This is a genomic window from Nocardiopsis endophytica, from assembly GCF_027706725.1.
GTDB classification, from domain to species: Bacteria; Actinomycetota; Actinomycetes; order Streptosporangiales; family Streptosporangiaceae; genus Nocardiopsis_A; species Nocardiopsis_A endophytica.
This window is the reverse complement of sequence record NZ_JAQFWQ010000050.1, coordinates 1-16969: the sequence shown is the minus strand read 5'-3', so window position 1 is coordinate 16969 and position 16969 is coordinate 1. Positions and strand designations below refer to the sequence as shown.

Genomic DNA, 16969 nt, shown 5'->3' with positions numbered 1-16969 from the left:
CCCCATGACGACGGGTACACCCACCAGCACGCCGCCGACCCCTTCAGCGATGCGCCGGGCCCTCGCCCGCGCGCGCGACGGCAAGGCCCTCGACCCCTCTGAGGCCGAGGTGCTGCTGCAGGCCCGCGGCGAGGACCTGGACCGGCTCCTGCTCTACGCCGGACGGGTCCGCGACGCGGGCCTGGAGGCCGCCGGGCGCCCCGGCACCGTCACCTACAGCCGCAACGTCTTCATCCCCCTCACGCGGCTGTGCCGGGACCGCTGCCACTACTGCACCTTCGCCACGGTTCCCGGCCGTCTCGACGCCCCCTTCCTGGAACCGGACGAGGTCCTCGGCATCGCCCGCAGCGGCGCCGCCGCCGGGTGCAAGGAGGCGCTGTTCACCCTCGGGGACCGGCCAGAGGACCGCTGGGAGGCCGCCCGCGCCTGGCTGGACGAGCGCGGCTACGACGACACCCTGTCCTACGTCCGCGCCATGGCGATCGCGGTGCTGGAGGAGACCGGCCTGCTGCCGCACCTCAACCCCGGGGTGCTGTCCTGGGCCGACTTCCAGCGCCTCAAGCCCGTCGCCGTGTCCATGGGCATGATGCTGGAGACCACCTCCGAGCGGCTGTTCGCCGAACCGGGCGGGCCGCACTACGGCAGCCCCGACAAGGACCCGGCCGTGCGGCTGCGCGTGCTGGAGGACGCCGGGCGCTGCTCGGTCCCCTTCACCAGCGGCATCCTCATCGGCATCGGCGAGACGCCGGCCGAGCGCGCCGACTCGGTGTTCGCGCTGCGGCGGGCCCATCGCGCCCACGGGGCGGTGCAGGAGGTGATCGTGCAGAACTTCCGGGCCAAGCCCGGCACCGCGATGATGCACCGCCCCGACGCCGACCTTCAGGACCTGGCCGCCACCGTGGCCGTCACCCGCCTGGTGCTGGGCGCCAAGGCCCGCGTTCAGGCGCCGCCCAACCTCATCGGGGACGAGTACGGGCTGATGCTGCGCGCCGGGATCGACGACTGGGGCGGCGTCTCCCCGGTCACCCCCGACCACGTCAGCCCCGAGCGCCCCTGGCCCGAGGTGGAGGAGCTGGAGCGCCGCACCGCCGAGCACGGGTTCGCCCTCGCCGAGCGGCTCACCGCCTACCCGGAGTACGTGCGGGCCGGGGAGCCGTGGCTGGACCCGCGGGTGTCCGAGCACGTGGAGGCGCTGGCCGACCCCGGCACCGGGCTGGCCCGGCCCGGCGCCCGCCCGCGCGGCCTGCCCTGGCAGGCCCCCGACCCGGCGCTGGCCGCGTCGGGCCGCACCGACCTGCACACCGGCATCGACGCCGACGGGCGCACGGGCGACCGGCGCGGCGACTTCGACGCGGTCTACGGCGACTGGGAGGCGCTGCGCGGGCGGGCCGAGGGCGCCGCCCCGGCCGCCGCCGCGGGCGACGCCGAGGTGCGCGCGGCGCTGCGGTCGGCCGAGCGCGACCCGGCCGGGATCACCGACGACGAGGCGCTGGCGCTGCTCCGCGCCGACGGCCCCGAGCTGGAGGAGCTCGCGGGCATCGCCGACGGCCTGCGCCGTGAGGCGGTGGGCGAGGACGTGACCTTCGTGGTCACCCGGAACATCAACTTCACCAACGTCTGCTACACCGGGTGCCGCTTCTGCGCCTTCGCCCAGCGCCGCACCGACGCCGACGCCTTCACCCTGTCGCTGGAGCAGGTCGCCGACCGGGCCGCCGAGGCCTGGGAGGCCGGGGCCACCGAGGTGTGCATGCAGGGCGGCATCCACCCGGACCTGCCCGGCACCGCCTACTTCGACCTGGCGCGGGCGGTCAAGGAGCGGGTTCCCGGCATGCACCTGCACGCCTTCAGCCCGATGGAGGTCGCCAACGGGGCGGCCCGCGCGGACCTGCCGGTGCGCGCCTGGCTGGAGCGGGCGCGCGAGGCGGGGGTCGACTCGCTGCCCGGCACCGCCGCCGAGATCCTCGACGACGACGTGCGCTGGGTGCTCACCAAGGGCAAGCTCCCGGCCGCCCAGTGGATCGAGGTGGTGACCACCGCGCACGACCTGGGGCTGCCCACCACCTCCACGATGATGTACGGCCACGTGGACCGGCCCGACCACTGGGTCGCCCACCTGCGGCTGCTGCGGCGGCTGCAGGAGCGGGCGCTGGAGCGCAACGGGCGCCCGGGGTTCACCGAGTTCGTGGCGCTGCCGTTCGTGCACACCAACGCGCCCGTGTACCTGGCCGGGCTGGCCCGCACCGGGCCGACCGCGCGGGAGAACCGGGCGGTGCACGCGCTGGCGCGCATCCTGCTGCACGGGGCCGTCGACAACATCCAGTGCTCGTGGGTGAAGCTGGCCGAGGACACCTGCCGGGACCTGCTCCGGGGCGGGGTGAACGACGTCGGCGGCACTCTGATGGAGGAGACGATCTCCAGGATGGCCGGGTCCGACCAGGGCTCCTACAAGACCATCGGCGACATCCGGGCGCTGGTGGAGCCCACCGGCCGGCCGCTGCGGATGCGCACCACGCTGTACGGGGAGGTGCCCGGGGAGCGCCGCCGGGCCGCCGAGGCCAGCGACGGTGTGGCGGCGAGCGTGCGCCGGCCGCGGCTGCCCGTGGTCTGAGGCGCGCCGCGGCCGGCGGGAGAGGCGGTCGCCCCTGCCCCCGCACACCCGGGGCAGGGGCGACCGGCCGTCAGAACGCAGTGAGGAGGGCTAGCACGTTCCGACGGCCTTCCAGGGCCCCCACTGGGAGTCCTGGGGCGTGTCGCCCCGGGTCCAGTGACGGGCCTCGTAGACGGTGCCCTCGTAGGAGACGCGGTCGCCGCCGGTGTACACGGTGCCCGAGTCCCAGGCGGCCTCGCCGCACGGCTCGGCGGACCCGGTGGGGCTGGGGGAGGGGTCGGGTGACGGTGTGGGGCCGGTCCCGGTGCCGCCGCCCAGCCGGGCGGAGATGTCCTTGGCGAACCGGTAGTCGTTCGTCGCGTCCCAGTTGATGGACCAGGTCATCACCCCGCCGATGGGGCCGTAGGGCTGGGACGGCGTGAAGGAGCCGCACGAGGTGCCCTCCTCCAGGCAGTCCAGGGCGGCGATGACGTTGGAGGTCGGCTGGTGTCCGCCACCGGCGGCCTGCGGGGTCGCGGGCAGGCCGAGCCCGACCTGGTCGGGGCGCAGCCCCAGCTCCAGCTGGATGCAGGCCTGCGCGGTGAGGAAGTCGACCGTGCCCTGGCTGTAGACCTGCTGGTCGCAGCCCATCATCGCGCCGGAGTTGTAGTACTGCATGTTGACGATGGTCAGGATGTCCGGGATGGACTCGGCCAGCTGGTAGTAGGCGTAGCTGGGCGCCTGGAAGTCGATGGTCTGCGGGGCCATGGTGACGATCAGGTCGCCTCCGGCCCGGGAGTGCAGGTCGCGCAGGGCGTCCTCCATGTACCGGGCGTCCATGCCGTGCTCCAGGTCGATGTCGACCCCGTCGAAGCCGTACTCCTGCATGAGCGCGTGGGCGCTCTGGGCGAACCCGGCGGCCTGTTCGGGGTTGGTGACGTCGACGTGGCCCTTCTCGCCGCCGACCGAGATGACGACCTTGCGGCCCTGGGCCTGCATGGCGGCGATGTCGTCCTTGAACTGCTGCTCGGTGTAGCCGCCGAGCTCGTTCGAGGCCAGGTTGAAGGTGATGCCGCCGGGGGTCCCGGCGAGGTTGTCGGCGAAGGCGACGGCGACCATGTTGTACTCGGCGGGCACATCCGACAGCGGCATGGTCGTCGAGCCGTTGTCGAAGTTGTGCCAGTACCCGGTCAGCCAGGGGCCGGACGCGGCCTCGGCGGAGGCGGAGTCGGCGGCCAGTGCGGCGTCCGTGGGAGCGGGGCCGGAGGGCGGCAGGAGCGCGAGCGCGGCGGCGATGCCGCCGGCCGCTGCCGCGATGGCGGCGAGCGCGCCGCGCGTGCGGAGGGGGCGCATGGGGGGAAACTCCCTTGTCCGATTTCCGTGAGCGGGTGACGGCCGTGACAAGCAGGCTGCGCAGCGGTGCAAGAAACGTAAGCGGCGGCCGGGGTGGCCGTCAATGGAACAGAAAAGAAAGTTTTCGATTCGAGGGCTACAGCCCCGGGGGCTCGCGTAGGTCGAGCCGGCGGCGGACCGCCTGCAGCGTCTCGTGGCCGATCGTCCCCTCCCGGTAGAGCCGGTTCAGCGCCTCCCGCTGGGCGCGGGCCAGCTCGTGCCGGAGGAACAGGTCGCCGCGCACCCGCCGGCTCACCCGGGAGCGGGCCGTCTCGTCCTCGCCCAGCACCGCGCGGGCCTCGCGCACCTGGAGCTTGAGCATCTGCCGGTGCCGCTCGGCGGCGCGCTCGTCCACCTTCTCGTCCGAGGCCAGCTCGTCGAGCCGGGAGAGCGCCGCCCGCCCCATCGCCTCCTCGGCCACCGCGTACTCGCGGCGGGTGTCCTCCCCGCCCGCGAGCCCGGTCCAGCGCAGCACCAGCGGCAGCGTCGCCCCCTGGCCCACCAGCGTCCCGAGCACCACCACCGCCGCGAAGTACAGCAGCACGTTGCGGTCGACGAAGTACCCGCCGTCCAGCGTCGGAGGCAGCGACAGCGCGATCGCCAGCGAGATCGCCCCGCGCATCCCGCACCAGCCGATGACCAGCCGCTCGCGCGGCGACAGCGACCCCGGGTCCTCCGAGCCGCCGGGCCCCAGCAGCCGCACCAGCGGCGGCACCAGCATCTCCCAGGCCAGCCGCACCAGCACCGCCGTGCCCAGCACCGCCGCGCCGCCCAGCGCCAGCCGCACCCACGACAGCCCGGCCACCGCCTCGAAGACCGCGTGCAGCTGCAGGCCCAGCAGCACGAACAGCACCGACTCCAGGACCATCACCAGGCCGCGCCACACCGTCTGGCCGGTGACCCGCACCTTCGGCGGCAGCATCCCCTCCACCCGGGTGCCCAGGTAGAACCCGGCCACCACGGCCGCCAGCACCCCGGAGAACCCGGCGATGTCGGCGGGGACGTAGGCCACGAACGGCACCATGAGCGAGAGCACGAGCTGGCTGTTGGAGTCGCGCAGCCGCCGCCGGAACCACGCGGTCCCGAGGGCGACCGCCGTGCCCCACACCACCCCGCCCACGACCACCTTGCCCAGTTCGAGCGCGCCCGCGCCGACCGACAGCGGCGTGGACATGGCGGTCACCGCCAGGGAGAACAGGGTCAGCGCCACCCCGTCGTTGATCAGGCTCTCGCCCTCCAGCAGGGTGACCACCCGCTTGGGGGCGCCGACCCGCTTGAGCACGGCCGCCGAGGCCACCGCGTCGGTCGGGGCGACGGCCGCGCCCAGCGCGATCGCGGCCGGCCAGCCGGTGTCGGGCAGCACCAGCCACACCATCCCGGCGATGGCGAACGCCGTCACCAGGGTCATCACCACGGCGAGCGCGACGATGGGGCGCGCCTCGGCGCGGATGTCGCGGGGCGAGGAGAAGAAGGCGGCGCTGTAGATCAGCGGCGGCAGGAAGACGAGCAGGATGACGTCGGGCGGGAACCGGATCTGGGACAGGCCGGGCACGAACCCCGCGGCGGCCCCGAGCGCGACCAGCACGATCGCCTCGGGGATGCCCAGCCGCCCGGCCACCAGGCGCCCGGCGAACACGGTCACCCCGATGAGCAGCGCGGCAAGGATCAGCAGCTCGTCCGACACCCGCGCATCCCCCTCCGTGCACACCCCGCGGCCCAAGGGTGGCACTGGCCCGGGCCGCCGCCCCGGAGCCACGGCGGGACACGGCGATTCCGGGCACGGATCACACCGGCCGCTCCGATGTTGATCTCGGGAGAACCGCCCCTAAAACCGCGCCTTTAGCGTCGTTTCTCCCGAGATCAACAAGAGCGGGGGGAGGGGGTCAGCGCACGGCGATGAACGACTCGGGGTCCCTCGGCGGGCGGTCCTTGGGCGGGGCGGCGGCGTGGCCCACGGCCACCGCCCCCATCGGCTGCCAGTCCTCCGGCAGGTCCAGCACGCCGCGCACCGTGTCCGGGCAGAACATCGTGGACGACACCCAGGCCGACCCCAGCCCCTCCATGGCCAGGCCCACCAGCAGGTTCTGCACCCCGGCGCCCATCGCGACCAGGAACATCGACCGCTCGGCCGAGGCGCGCCGCTCATCCGGGTACGGGTGCGCGCCGTCCGCCACCAGGCAGGGCACCACCAGGTAGGGCGCGCGGCGCAGCACGTCGCCGCGCCGGGTCCGGCGCTCGACCGCCTCCTCCGAGAACCCGTCCGCACGCAGGTCGGCCACCCAGGCGGCGAGCATCTCGTCCAGCAGCCGCTCCCGCCTGGCCGCGTCCTCCACCAGGACGAAACGCCACGGCGTGGTGTGGTGCGGCGCGGGCGCGGTCACCGCGGCGGCCACCGCGCGGCGCACCGCCTCCGGGTCCACCGGGCGGCCGTCGAATTCGCGCACCGTGCGCCGCGCCGGGACCACGTCCCGCGAGCCGTACCGGAACAGGTCCTCGTCGGCGGGCCGCACCAGCGCCGCCGCGCCCGGCCCGTCCTCCTCGGTGACCAGCGCGTCCAGGCCGCGCACCAGCGCCACCGGGACCCCGGCCGCCTTGCCCTTGACCAGCTCCCCGGCGGCGGCGATCTCGTCGGCCACCGCGTTCACGGTGACCTCCAGCACGTTGCCGTTGCCGTCGCGGCCGCCGCGCAGGTCCAGCAGCGGCAGCACCCCGGCGGCGCCGATCGCCACGTCGGTCTGCCCGTTGCGCCAGGGCCGGCCGAAGGTGTCGCTGACCACCACGCCCACCCGGGCGCCGGTGCGCTCGCGCAGCCCCGCCCGCAGCCGCCGCGCCGAGGCGTCGGGGTCCTCCGGCAGCAGCAGCACGTGGCCGGGGGCGACGTTGGAGGAGTCCACCCCCGCCGCCGCCATCACCAGCCCGGTGCGGGTCTGCACGATGCGGGTGCCGCCGCGGCGCGCCACCACCCGCTCGGTCTCCTCGTCGATGGCCGACTCGCGGTCCTGGCGCCGGATCCGCCCCTCGGCCTTGCTGAGGATCTTGGAGGTGACCACCAGGACGTCGCCGTCGCGCAGCTCGGCGGCCCCGGCGATGAGCGCGGCCGGGTCGTCGCCCGGCGCCACTTCGGGGAGCCCCTTGAGGGGCACCACGGAGACGGCGTCGGCCGCGGTCATGCGCGCCGCTCCTTGATCCGCAGCCCCATGTCGACGGCCGCGCGCGCGATCGCGGCGGCGGCGTCGACGTCGGTCATGTACAGGGGGCGGGACTCCACCTCGATGCCGTCCGCCTCGACCCCGGCGTCCGCCTCGTCGACGAGCCAGCCGTCCAGCAGGTCGGGCCCGTAGTGCTCGGCGACGGCGCGCGCGGAGGTCTCCACCCCGATCGCGGTCAGGCAGGCGTCGGCCATGCCCCGCACCGGCGCGCCGCCGATGATGGGGGAGACGCCGACCACGACGGCCTCCTCCAGGGCCTCGCGGATCCCGGGGACGCCGAGGATCGACCCGACGCTCACCACCGGGTTGGACGGCGGCAGCACGACGAGGTCGGCCTCGCGCACCGCCTCCAGTACGCCCGGCGCGGGCGCGGCCTTCTCCGCGCCCACCGAGACGATCTGCCGGGCGGGGAGCTGGGCGCGGTGCCGGATCCACCACTCCTGGAAGTGGATGGCGCGTGGGCCCTCGTCGCCGTCGACGACCACGTGCGTCTCCACCTGGTCGTCGGTCATCGGCAGCAGGCGCACGCCCGGCCGCCACCGGTCGCACAGCGCCTCGGTGACCGCCGAGAGCGGGAACCCGGCGGCGAGCATCTGCGACCGCACGATGTGCGTGGCGGTGTCGCGGTCGCCCAGCCCGAACCAGGTGGGCTTCATGCCGTAGGCGGCGAGCTCCTCCTTGACGGTGAAGGACTCGTCGGCGCGGCCCCAGCCGCGCTCGTCGTCGATCCCGCCGCCGAGGGTGTACATCACCGTGTCCAGATCCGGACACACCCGCAGACCGAACAGGGTGATGTCGTCACCGGTGTTCCCGATGACGGTGATTGCCGCTTCGCTCTCTTGGCCCGATACGATCCCCAGCGTCGCCTTGAGGCCGCGTAGGAACCGTGCGCCTCCGATACCGCCGGCCGGCACGACTATCCGCATGGGGCCAAGTCTGGCAGGCTGTGGGCCGCATGTGCGCGGCGGACCCCTGTGACGCCTGCGACGGCGGGGGCGCACCGGACGCCGCTGCCCCGTCCCCGCACTCTTCCGGGGCCGCGGCCCGGAGACATCCCCGCTGGGCTCCACGGAGCGGGGATTCGGCCGGTGGGCTTGACAGACTGTCCATATGCAAAGCTTCCACCGTCGCGACAGCGAAGCAGCGGAGGGGAACCTCTCTTGAACAACGACGCAATCAACGGCCTGCGGGTGCCCGCGGCCTGGGCGCTGCTGGGCGCTGTGGCCGCGCGGATGCTCGCGGGTTTCATCGGGGTCTTCGGGGCGGAGGAGGTCATCGACGGCTTCGCCGGGTCGGGGCCGGCCTTCTTCGACCCGGTCACGGTCGGGCTGGTGGCACTGGCGGCGTTCCTGGTCACCACCGCGCCGCAGAAGGCGTCCGCGAATGTCCCGATCGTGATCACCGGCATGGTCATGCTGGGGCTCGGGGCGCTCATGGCCGTGCTGACCCTGATCATGTCCTTCGTGTCCGCCTCGGACAACGCGAGGATGGCGGACGGGTTCACCGCGCTGTTCTCGATCGCCGGGAGCGCAGCGGTCCTCGCGTTCGCCTTCGTCTACCTCTTCAAGCTCTTCGGCGACCCGACGCGGGTGCCGCGGGCGCAGCCGGCGCCGCAGATGGGCCAGATGGGCCAGATGGGGCCGATGGGGCAGCAGCAGGGCTTCGCGCCGCCGACCGGCGGGCAGCCCGCCTTCGGCGCCGACCCGTCGCAGACCTTCGGCGCGGACCCGGCCCAGACCTTCGCGGCCCAGCCGCAGCCGGGGGCCGACCCCTACGCCCCGCAGCAGCAGGTCCAGCAGGACCCCTACCAGCAGGCCTACGCCGACCCGTCGCAGGCCTACGGCACGGGCGCCCAGCCGGCCTACGGTGACGCCTACCAGCAGCAGGGCTACGAGCAGCAGGTCCAGCAGGACCCGTACCAGCAGGCCTACGCCCAGGACCCGTCCCAGGCGTACGGCACCGGCGGCCAGCCCGCTTACGGGCAGGAGCAGCAGGCCTACGCGCAGGACCCGTCGCAGGCCTATGGCACCGGCGGCCAGCCGGCCTACGGGCAGGAGCAGGCTCAGGCGTACGGCACGGGTGGCCAGCCCGCTTATGGCGACGCGTACCAGCAGCAGGGGTACGACCAGCAGGCCTACGCGCAGGACCCGTCGCAGGCCTATGGCACCGGCGGCCAGCCGGCCTACGGTGACGCCTACCAGCAGCAGGACGCCTACCAGCAGGCCTACGCCCAGGATCCGTCCCAGGCCTACGGCACGGGCGGCCAGCCGGCTTACGGTGACGCCTACCAGCAGCAGGGGTACGACCAGTACGCCCAGCAGCAGCCCTACGGCGACGCCTACGCCCAGCAGGCCCACCAGCCCCAGCAGGACGCCTACCAGCAGGCCTACGACCCGTCCGCGTACGCGCCGCAGCCCGAGGCGGGCGCGTCCGGCGACGCCCAGGGCGGCGCCGCGCAGAGCGGGGAGCAGGCCTCCGACCAGGGCGACCAGGACCAGCAGGCCTGGTACCGGGACGACGAGCGCCGCTGACGCCTCCGCCCCCGCCGCCCCGTCCGGCCCCCGGGCACCGGAAATGCGCGGCAATCCCTCGGATACCGGCCCAGCGACCGCCGAGAGCGGTGCGCAACGTGGTATTCAAGGGATTGCCACGCAACGCGCTTGACGTATCACAAGCATCACGCGTGTAATTTCAGGGTGTGTTTCACCCCTCCCGGGGGTCGTAGGGGAGGGGACATCTAGGGGGGCAATAGGAGGTGCGCATGAGCGAGGTGATCCCGCTGGCGCACGGCGCAGACGAAGATCTGGGCTGGCAGGAGCGCGCACTGTGCGCGCAGACCGATCCGGAGGCGTTCTTCCCCGAGAAGGGCGGCTCCACGCGGGAGGCCAAGAAGGTCTGCCAGTCCTGCGAGGTCCGGGCCGAGTGCCTGGAATACGCGCTGGAGCACGACGAGCGTTTCGGCATCTGGGGGGGACTCTCCGAGCGCGAGCGCCGCCGGCTGAAGAAAGCCGCCGGACAGGATTTCGATTTCCTGGCCGACATGCTCTAGGACCGGCCGTCTGCGCCGAGGGCGTGCGCTCCGGGATCTTCACCCCGGAGCGCACGTTTTTTTATCCCGCTTTTACGTCCCTCCCGCCGGGGCGCCCCGGTCCGCCCCGGTCCGCACCGCTCCTCCCGCCGTGTCCGCGGCGCCCTCCGCCTCCGCATCCGGCCGCATCCACCCGCCCCCGCCCCGCTCCGTCCGTTCCGCCCCCGGCCGCGCCCGGTGTGCCGTAAGGTGATCTGCCGAATGAGTCGGACCGTTTCCCGCTTAACACCCCGACCCTCGACCCCCGAGAGACCCGCAGCGTGCTAGCCCAGGACCCCGATCCCGCCCTCCCCATCGTCACGGCCGTGATCGTCGCCCACGACGGAGAACGCTGGCTCGCGGAGGCGCTGCAGGCCGTCCGCGACCAGTCCCGCCCCGTCCAGCGCGTCGTCGGCGTCGACGCGGGCAGCCGCGACCGCAGCGGCGAGGTGCTCGCCGAGTACCTGGCCCCCGACGCGATCGCCGCCGCGCCCCGCGACTCCGGGTTCGGCGGCGCCGTCCGCGCCGGCCTGGACCTGCCCCGGCTCGCCACCCCGTTCCCGGGCGCCGGGCCCGGCGCCACCGAGTGGATCTGGCTGGTCCACGACGACTGCGCGCCCGCCCCCGACGCCCTGGAGCGGCTGCTGGCGGCCGCCGCCGACGACCCGCGCGCGGCGGTGCTCGGCCCCAAGCTGCGCGACTGGTACGACCGGCGGCTGCTGACCGAGGCCGGGGTGACCATCGACGGCGCCGGGCGCCGCGAGACCGGGCTGGAGCCGCGCGAGTTCGACCACGGCCAGCACGACGGCGACCGCCAGGTGCTCGCCGTGTCCAGCGCCGGGATGCTGGTGCGCCGGGACGTGTGGGACGCCCTGGGCGGCTTCGACCCCTCGCTCCCCGTCTTCCGCGACGACATCGACTTCTGCTGGCGGGCCGGGGCCGCCGGGCACCGGGTGCTGCTGGTCACCGGCGCGGTCGCCTACCACGCCGAGGCCGCCGCCCGCCGCCGCCGGCGCATCGGCGCCGCCGGGGACCACCCCCGCCGCCTGGACCGGCGCAACGCCCTGTTCGTGCTGCTGGCCAACCTGCCCTTCGGGGGGATGGCCGGCGCGCTGCTGCGCAACTCGCTGGGGTCGCTGCTGCGGGTACTGATGTACCTCATCGCCAAGCGGCCCGCCGACGCCCTCGACGAGGCGGTGGCGATCACCTCGGTGTACCTGATGCCGGGGCGGCTGATCCGCGCCCGCTTCCGCAGGCGTCGCAACCGGCGCCGCACCTACAGCGCCATCCGGCCCTACCTGGCGCACGGCGTGGCCATGCGGCAGTTCACCGAGACCGTGGTCGGGCTGCTGACCGGGGAGGGCGGGCGGACGTCCTCCGGGCGCCACCAGGCGGCGTCCCCGGCCTCGGGGCCGCAGGAGGACGAGGAGCTGCTCGCCGACGAGCACGGCGCCGTGCGCCGCCTGCTCACCCACCCGGGCGTGCTGCTGGTGCTGGCGCTGACCGCGGTGGCGCTGGTCGCCGAGCGGTCCCTTCTCAGCGGCGGCACCCTGGCCGGGGGAGCGCTGCCGCCCGCGGCGGGCGGTGCGTCGGACCTGTGGGCGCTGTACCTGTCGGGGGCGCACGACACCGGCATCGGGTCGTCGGCGCCGGTGCCGACGTACGTGGGCATCCTGGCGCTGCTGTCGACCGCCGCGCTGGGCAAGCCCTGGCTGGCCGTCACCGTGCTGCTGCTGGGCTGTGTGCCCCTGGCCGGGGGGACGGCCTACCTGCTCGCGCGCGAGGTGCTGACGTACCGGCCCGCGCGGCTGTGGATGGCCGGGTCCTACGCGCTGCTGCCGGTGGCCACCGGGGCCGTCGCCCAGGGGCGGATCGGCACGGCGGTCGTGCACGCGCTCCTGCCGGTGCTGGGGCTGCTCGCGTCGCGCATGCTGACCCTGCCGCCCAAGCGCTCCCGCCGCGCGGCGTGGGCGATCGCGCTGCTGCTGGCGGCGGGCACGGCGTTCGTGCCGCTGCTGTGGCTGCTGGCGCTGGTCGGCGGCGTCGTGGTGGCGGTCGCCTTCGGGCACCTGGGGCGGCGCCTGTACACCAGCCTCGGCATCGCGCTGGGCATGCCGCTGCTCCTGCTGCTGCCGTGGTCGGTGGAGCTCCTGCTGCACCCGTCGCAGTGGCTGCTGGAGGCAGGGCTGCACGACCCGGCCCTGTCGTCCCCGCCCGCGGCGGCGCACCAGCTGCTGATGCTGTCCCCGGGTGGGCCCGGGGCGCCGCCGTGGTGGGTGACCGCGGGGTTCGTCGCGGCGTCGCTCAGCGCGCTGCTCCTGCTCCGCCGCCGGATGCTGGTGGCGGTCGGCTGGTGCATGGCGCTCTTCGGGATCCTGGTGGCGATCCTGACCAGCCGGGTGGCGGTGGAGCCGTTCTACGGAGGGCCGCCCGCGCACGCCTGGCCGGGGGTGGCGCTGGCGTTCGCGGCGACGGCAATGCTGCTCAGCGCCGCGCTGGCCGCCCAGTCGTTCGGGGGGATGTGGCGCGCGGGCGGGCTGCGCCGGGCCTTCGCGGCCGGGGCGGCGGCGCTCGCCCTGACCACGCCGGCGGGGGCGGCCGCGGCGTGGATGTGGCAGGGCGTCGACGGGCCGCTGAGCGGTGACGCGCCGGCGCCGGTGCCCGGGTTCCTCACGGCGACCACGGGCGGGGCCGAGGGGGTGCGCACCCTGGTGGTGTCCCCGGCCGGGGACGGTCCGCTGCGGTACGCGGTGCTGCGGCCGGGCGAGCCGCGCCTGGGGACCGAACAGGTGCAGCCGGAGGCCGGGGCGCGGGAGGCCCTGGAGACGGCGGTGGCGGAGCTGGCCGCGGGGCGCGCGGGGAACGAGGTCGAGGCGCTCGCCGACTACGGGATCGGGCACGTGCTCGTCCCCGGCCCGCCGGACGGCGGCGGTGAGGCGCTCACCATCGTGGACACGCTGGACGGGACGCCCGGGCTGACCCGGCAGATGCACAACGGGGACTTCGCGCTGTGGCGGCTGGACGAGCCGACCGGGAGGCTGCGGCTGGCCGAGCCGGGGGCGGCTGCCGGGGACGACTCCGGTGAGTCCGGAGCGGGCGCTGCCGCGGGCGCCGCGGCCGACGCTGCTGCGGCCGACGGCGACGAGGAGGCGGTGCCGGAGGTCCTGGCCCCGGACGCAGACGGGCGGGTGTCCGTGCCGCCCGGGGCGGAGGGCCGGGCGCTGCTGCTGGCCGAGCCCGCAGGGGCGGGGTGGACGGCGACGCTGGGCGGTCGGGAGCTGGAGGCCGAGGCCACGACGGCGGGGACCACGGCGTTCGCGGTGCCCGCGTCCGGCGGCGAGCTGGTGGTCGAGCGCGACGCCACCGTGCGCGACGCGTGGCTGGTGGCGCAGGGGGTTCTGCTGGCGGTGGCGCTGGTGCTGGCCTCGCCCGGTGCGCGGACGGCCGAGGACGACTCCGAGGCCGAGGTGCGGGCCCAGGGGCGCCCGCGCCGCCCCAGGCGGGGCGGAAAGCGGGCCCGGGGGCACCGGCGCGCGGGCGCGGAGACGGGCCGGTCGGACCGGACGGGCGACGACGATGGCGGCGGCGATCGCGGCGGTGGCAGCGGCGGTGGCAGCGGCGGCGATGGCGGGGGCGGGGGCGCCGAGGCGCCTCCGGAGTCCGAGGAGACGGCCACGGCGTCGGTCGGCGCCACTAGCGGAGACGCCAAGGCGTCCACCCCCGAGGCCGCGACCGCGAACGGCCGGGGAAGGCGCCGGGGCCGCAGAAGGGCCGGAGGCCCGGCCACGGGTCCGCTCCCGTCGGTCGGGGGGTCGTCGAACGGCGACGGCGCCGACCGTCCGCGCGGCCACCGGAGGTCGTCCGGTTCGGGTCCCTCCACGACAGGGCCCTTCCCCGCGGTCGGGGAGCCTTCCGACGGCGGCGCTCCGGACCGTCCGCGCAGCCATCGCAGGCCGCCTGGTTCGGGGCCTTCCACGACGGGTCCCTTCCCGGCGGTCGGCCGCAGGGCCGGGACGTCGCGGGCCGAAGGCGGGCAGGACGACGCCGGGCAGGAGGACGCCGGGCAGGACGGCGCGCAGGGAGGCGCGCAGGGAGGCGCCACCGACGGCGCGGCGCCGGACGGCCGTGACCAGGGCAGGGGCCGGGGCAGGGCCCGGCGCCACGCCGGACGTGCGCGCGGCCGGGGTCGGCTGTGGGGACGCCGGAGCGGTGCCCAGGACGCCGGGGCGGACGATCCGGACGGCCCGGCCGAACGGGCTGAACAGGCCGAAGGAGCTGAACAGGCCGAAGGAGCTGAACAGGGCGCCGACCGTGCTGGGGAGGAGCGGGCGTGAAGCTCATCGTGCAGAACCGGTTCGCGCTGCTGGGCCTGGTGGCCTTGGCGCTGGCGGCGCTGCTCGGCGTGGCCGCCGTGACCCGGCCGGACGGCGCGCCTTCGGCGTCCGGCAGCGGTGAACGGGTGCGGGTGGAGTCGGCGCTGCGGGTGTGCCCGTCGCCGCCGGACGGCACCGAGACCGAGGCGGGCGCCTACGTCCCCTTCGACGGGGACGAGGAGGGCGACCTGGTCCTGGAGCCCAACGAGGAGGACCCGCACGTCCCGCTCGCCGAGGGCGGCCTCCCGGGCCAGCTGCTCGCCGAGGACGTCTCCGACAGTGAGGGGGCGTCGGTCCTGCACGCGTCGGGGGCGTTCGCGGCCGGGTTGGACGCGGCCGTGACGGCCCGCGCCGAGGACGGCGACGCCGAGGACGACGGCGCGCCGGGGCTGGCCGCGGTCGGCTGTGCGGAGCCGGGGTGGAGCACCTGGTTCGCCGCCCCGTCGGGGGACGGCGTGGACGAGCTGCGGTTGCGCCTGGCCAACCCGGACGACTCGGCGGCGGTGGCGACCGTCGAGGTGTACGCGTCGGACGGGCCGGTCTCCGACTCGTCGGTGCGGGGCGTGCGGGTGGAGCCGCACGCCGAGGAGGTCGTGGAGCTGGGGGAGTTCACCGAGGCGTCGTCGGGCGACGCCGCGGCGGTGCACGTCCGCACGTCGTCGGGGCGCGTGGCGCCGTCGCTGCTGGTCGAGCGCTCGGGGCCGGGGACGGAGTGGGCGCCGGTGACGGGGCGCCCGGCACGGAGCCAGACGGTGCCGGGGGTGCCCGGCGGGGGCGGGAGCCGCACGCTGCTGCTGGCGGCGCCCGGCGACGACCCGGCCGAGGTGCGGGTGCGGCTGGTGACCCCGGACGGCGAGGTGGAGGTCGAGGCGCTGGAGGCGGTGGACGTGCCGCCGGCGTCGACGACCGCCGTCGACCTGGAGAACCCGTTGAACGAGTCGCCGGGGACGGTGGTCGTGGAGTCCGACCGGCCGGTGGTGGCGGGCGTGGCCTCCGAGCGCGAGGGCGGGGATGACACCGCCGTGACGGGGGCGGTGCCGGCACTGTCGGCGGCCTCGGGCGGTGCGGGGTCGGTCCCGGTGGTGCGGGACGGCGCGTCGGTGGACCTGGCGGTGACGGCGCTGGAGGAGGACGCCGTGGTGATCGCGACCCCGGTGTCCCCGGACGGGACGACGGGCGACCCGGTCCAGATCGAGGCCGGGGCCGGGACGGTCGCCGAAGAGGAGATCACGGGGCCGGACGGGGCGTACGCCCTGGCACTGGAACTGGGGGACCGGTCGGGGCCGGCGCACATCGCGGCGGTCCTGACGGACGGCGATGGGAAGGACCGCCGGACGGCGGTGCTCCCGGTCCGCCCGTCCCCGTCCGAGGTGCGCCTCCCGGCGGTGACCGGGGGCCTAACCGCCATCTCCGGCGGAGGAGGGGAAGGGGAACGCCGGTAGCGGAGCGGGATCCTCCGCGCCGAACGCCGGTAGCGCGGCCCGCCGCGCTGACCGCGGTGCCCGCTCAGGGGCACCTGGGTCGGTTGCTCAGGCGGCTCGGGTGCGGGTTCCATCCCCGCCGTCCGCGGGTGCGTGGTCTCTGCCGCTCGGCGGGTCCACCCGACCCCAGGGCACGCGGTGGTACAGGTCGGCGTGCCCCTCGCGGCAGAAGCACCCCAGGGGCGACAAAGGCCGGCGGCCCATCCGGTAGCACGGTCGGGCGCGGCGTGTGTGCGTGGTCACCGTGATGGGCGGCGACGGAGTGAGCGGGGCGGTTCCCCGGCCTACCAACCGTCCGTCTGGTCGCTCATGCCCCAGGTAGGCGGGCCAACAGGTACCCCGCTCACGGCCTCCGGCCGGGCGGCGGACCGCCGGAGTGTGAGGTCGCAAGGCAGCGACGACGAAGGTCAGCGGCCCTCGGTGCAGCGCCGTCGGGCGCGGCGCGTGTGCGTGGCCACCGGAGAGGGCGGCGACGGAGCGAGCGGGGTGGTTCCCCGCCCATGCCTGCCGTCCGCCAGGTTCCTCGCGGTCCGGGCAGGCGGGCGGCTGGGCAGGTACCCCGCTCTCGGGCTCCGGCCGGGCGACGGGCCGCCGGAGTGCAAGGCCGCAAGGGCAGCGACGAGGACAGGCCCGCAGCCCGTGCGGCAGCGTCGTCGGCCGTCCGGCGTGTGTGGTCGACGTGTTCGGCGGCGACGGAACGAGCGGGGCGGTTCCCTGGCCCTGCCTGCCGTCCGGCGGGTCCCTCGCGGTGCGGGTGGGCGGCGCGGCCGGGTGGGGCGGTGGTGGCCTGTGTTCGTGGCGGCCGTCGGCCCGGTGCGCCCCTGCCCGGCGATGATCTCGACGAAGGTGCTGTCATCCTG

General features: G+C 75.6%; 9 protein-coding genes. 5 read left to right on the top strand and 4 right to left on the bottom strand.

What is annotated here, in order from left to right:
- Nucleotides 1–4 precede the first annotated feature (4 nt).
- Nucleotides 5–2608, top strand: a complete 2604-nt coding sequence (locus tag O4J56_RS17465) for a bifunctional FO biosynthesis protein CofGH (protein WP_270687000.1) — start codon at nt 5–7, stop codon at nt 2606–2608.
- A 90-nt stretch (nt 2609–2698) separates the two neighbouring features.
- Here O4J56_RS17465 and O4J56_RS17460 read toward each other — a convergent pair whose 3' ends face one another.
- From O4J56_RS17460 to cofD, 4 genes are all read right to left on the bottom strand, one after another.
- Nucleotides 2699–3940 (bottom strand): glycosyl hydrolase family 18 protein, encoded by a 1242-nt coding sequence (locus O4J56_RS17460; RefSeq protein ID WP_270686999.1) that lies wholly within the window; start codon nt 3938–3940, stop codon nt 2699–2701.
- A 136-nt stretch (nt 3941–4076) separates the two neighbouring features.
- Nucleotides 4077–5663: a Na+/H+ antiporter gene (locus O4J56_RS17455; protein ID WP_270686998.1), complete on the bottom strand. Its 1587-nt coding sequence runs from the start codon at nt 5661–5663 to the stop codon at nt 4077–4079.
- A gap of 199 nt (nt 5664–5862) precedes the next feature.
- Nucleotides 5863–7149 carry a coenzyme F420-0:L-glutamate ligase gene (locus O4J56_RS17450; protein ID WP_270686996.1) on the bottom strand — a complete coding sequence of 429 codons (1287 nt, stop codon included), beginning with the start codon at nt 7147–7149 and terminating at the stop codon, nt 5863–5865.
- Nucleotides 7146–8114, bottom strand: a complete 969-nt coding sequence (gene cofD, locus O4J56_RS17445; RefSeq protein ID WP_270686995.1) for a 2-phospho-L-lactate transferase — start codon at nt 8112–8114, stop codon at nt 7146–7148. Before cofD ends, O4J56_RS17450 begins: the two co-directional genes overlap by 4 nt.
- 234 nt (nt 8115–8348) lie before the next feature.
- On the opposite strand from cofD, the gene O4J56_RS17440 reads away from it, so the two are divergent.
- The 4 genes from O4J56_RS17440 (at nt 8349) to O4J56_RS17425 (ending at nt 16070) form a co-directional block, all read left to right on the top strand.
- Entirely contained in the window at nt 8349–9719 is a 1371-nt protein-coding gene (locus O4J56_RS17440; protein WP_270686993.1) for a hypothetical protein, read from the top strand.
- A 230-nt stretch (nt 9720–9949) separates the two neighbouring features.
- Entirely contained in the window at nt 9950–10237 is a 288-nt protein-coding gene (locus O4J56_RS17435) for a WhiB family transcriptional regulator (protein WP_017538535.1), read from the top strand.
- 299 nt (nt 10238–10536) lie between these two features.
- Nucleotides 10537–14589, top strand: a complete 4053-nt coding sequence (locus O4J56_RS17430) for a glycosyltransferase (RefSeq protein ID WP_270686992.1) — start codon at nt 10537–10539, stop codon at nt 14587–14589.
- Nucleotides 14586–16070, top strand: a complete 1485-nt coding sequence (locus O4J56_RS17425) for a DUF5719 family protein (protein WP_270686991.1) — start codon at nt 14586–14588, stop codon at nt 16068–16070. The genes O4J56_RS17430 and O4J56_RS17425 overlap by 4 nt, the downstream gene beginning before the upstream one ends.
- Nucleotides 16071–16969: the final 899 nt, after the last annotated feature.

Excerpts from the sequence above, each read along its gene's own strand:
- O4J56_RS17465 (WP_270687000.1), top strand. The coding sequence starts at position 5 with ATGACGACGGGTACACCCACCAGCACGCCGCCGACCCCTTCAGCGATG.
- O4J56_RS17460 (WP_270686999.1), bottom strand. The coding sequence starts at position 3,940 with ATGCGCCCCCTCCGCACGCGCGGCGCGCTCGCCGCCATCGCGGCAGCG.
- O4J56_RS17450 (WP_270686996.1), bottom strand. The coding sequence starts at position 7,149 with ATGACCGCGGCCGACGCCGTCTCCGTGGTGCCCCTCAAGGGGCTCCCC.
- cofD (WP_270686995.1), bottom strand. The coding sequence starts at position 8,114 with ATGCGGATAGTCGTGCCGGCCGGCGGTATCGGAGGCGCACGGTTCCTA.
- O4J56_RS17435 (WP_017538535.1), top strand. The coding sequence starts at position 9,950 with ATGAGCGAGGTGATCCCGCTGGCGCACGGCGCAGACGAAGATCTGGGC.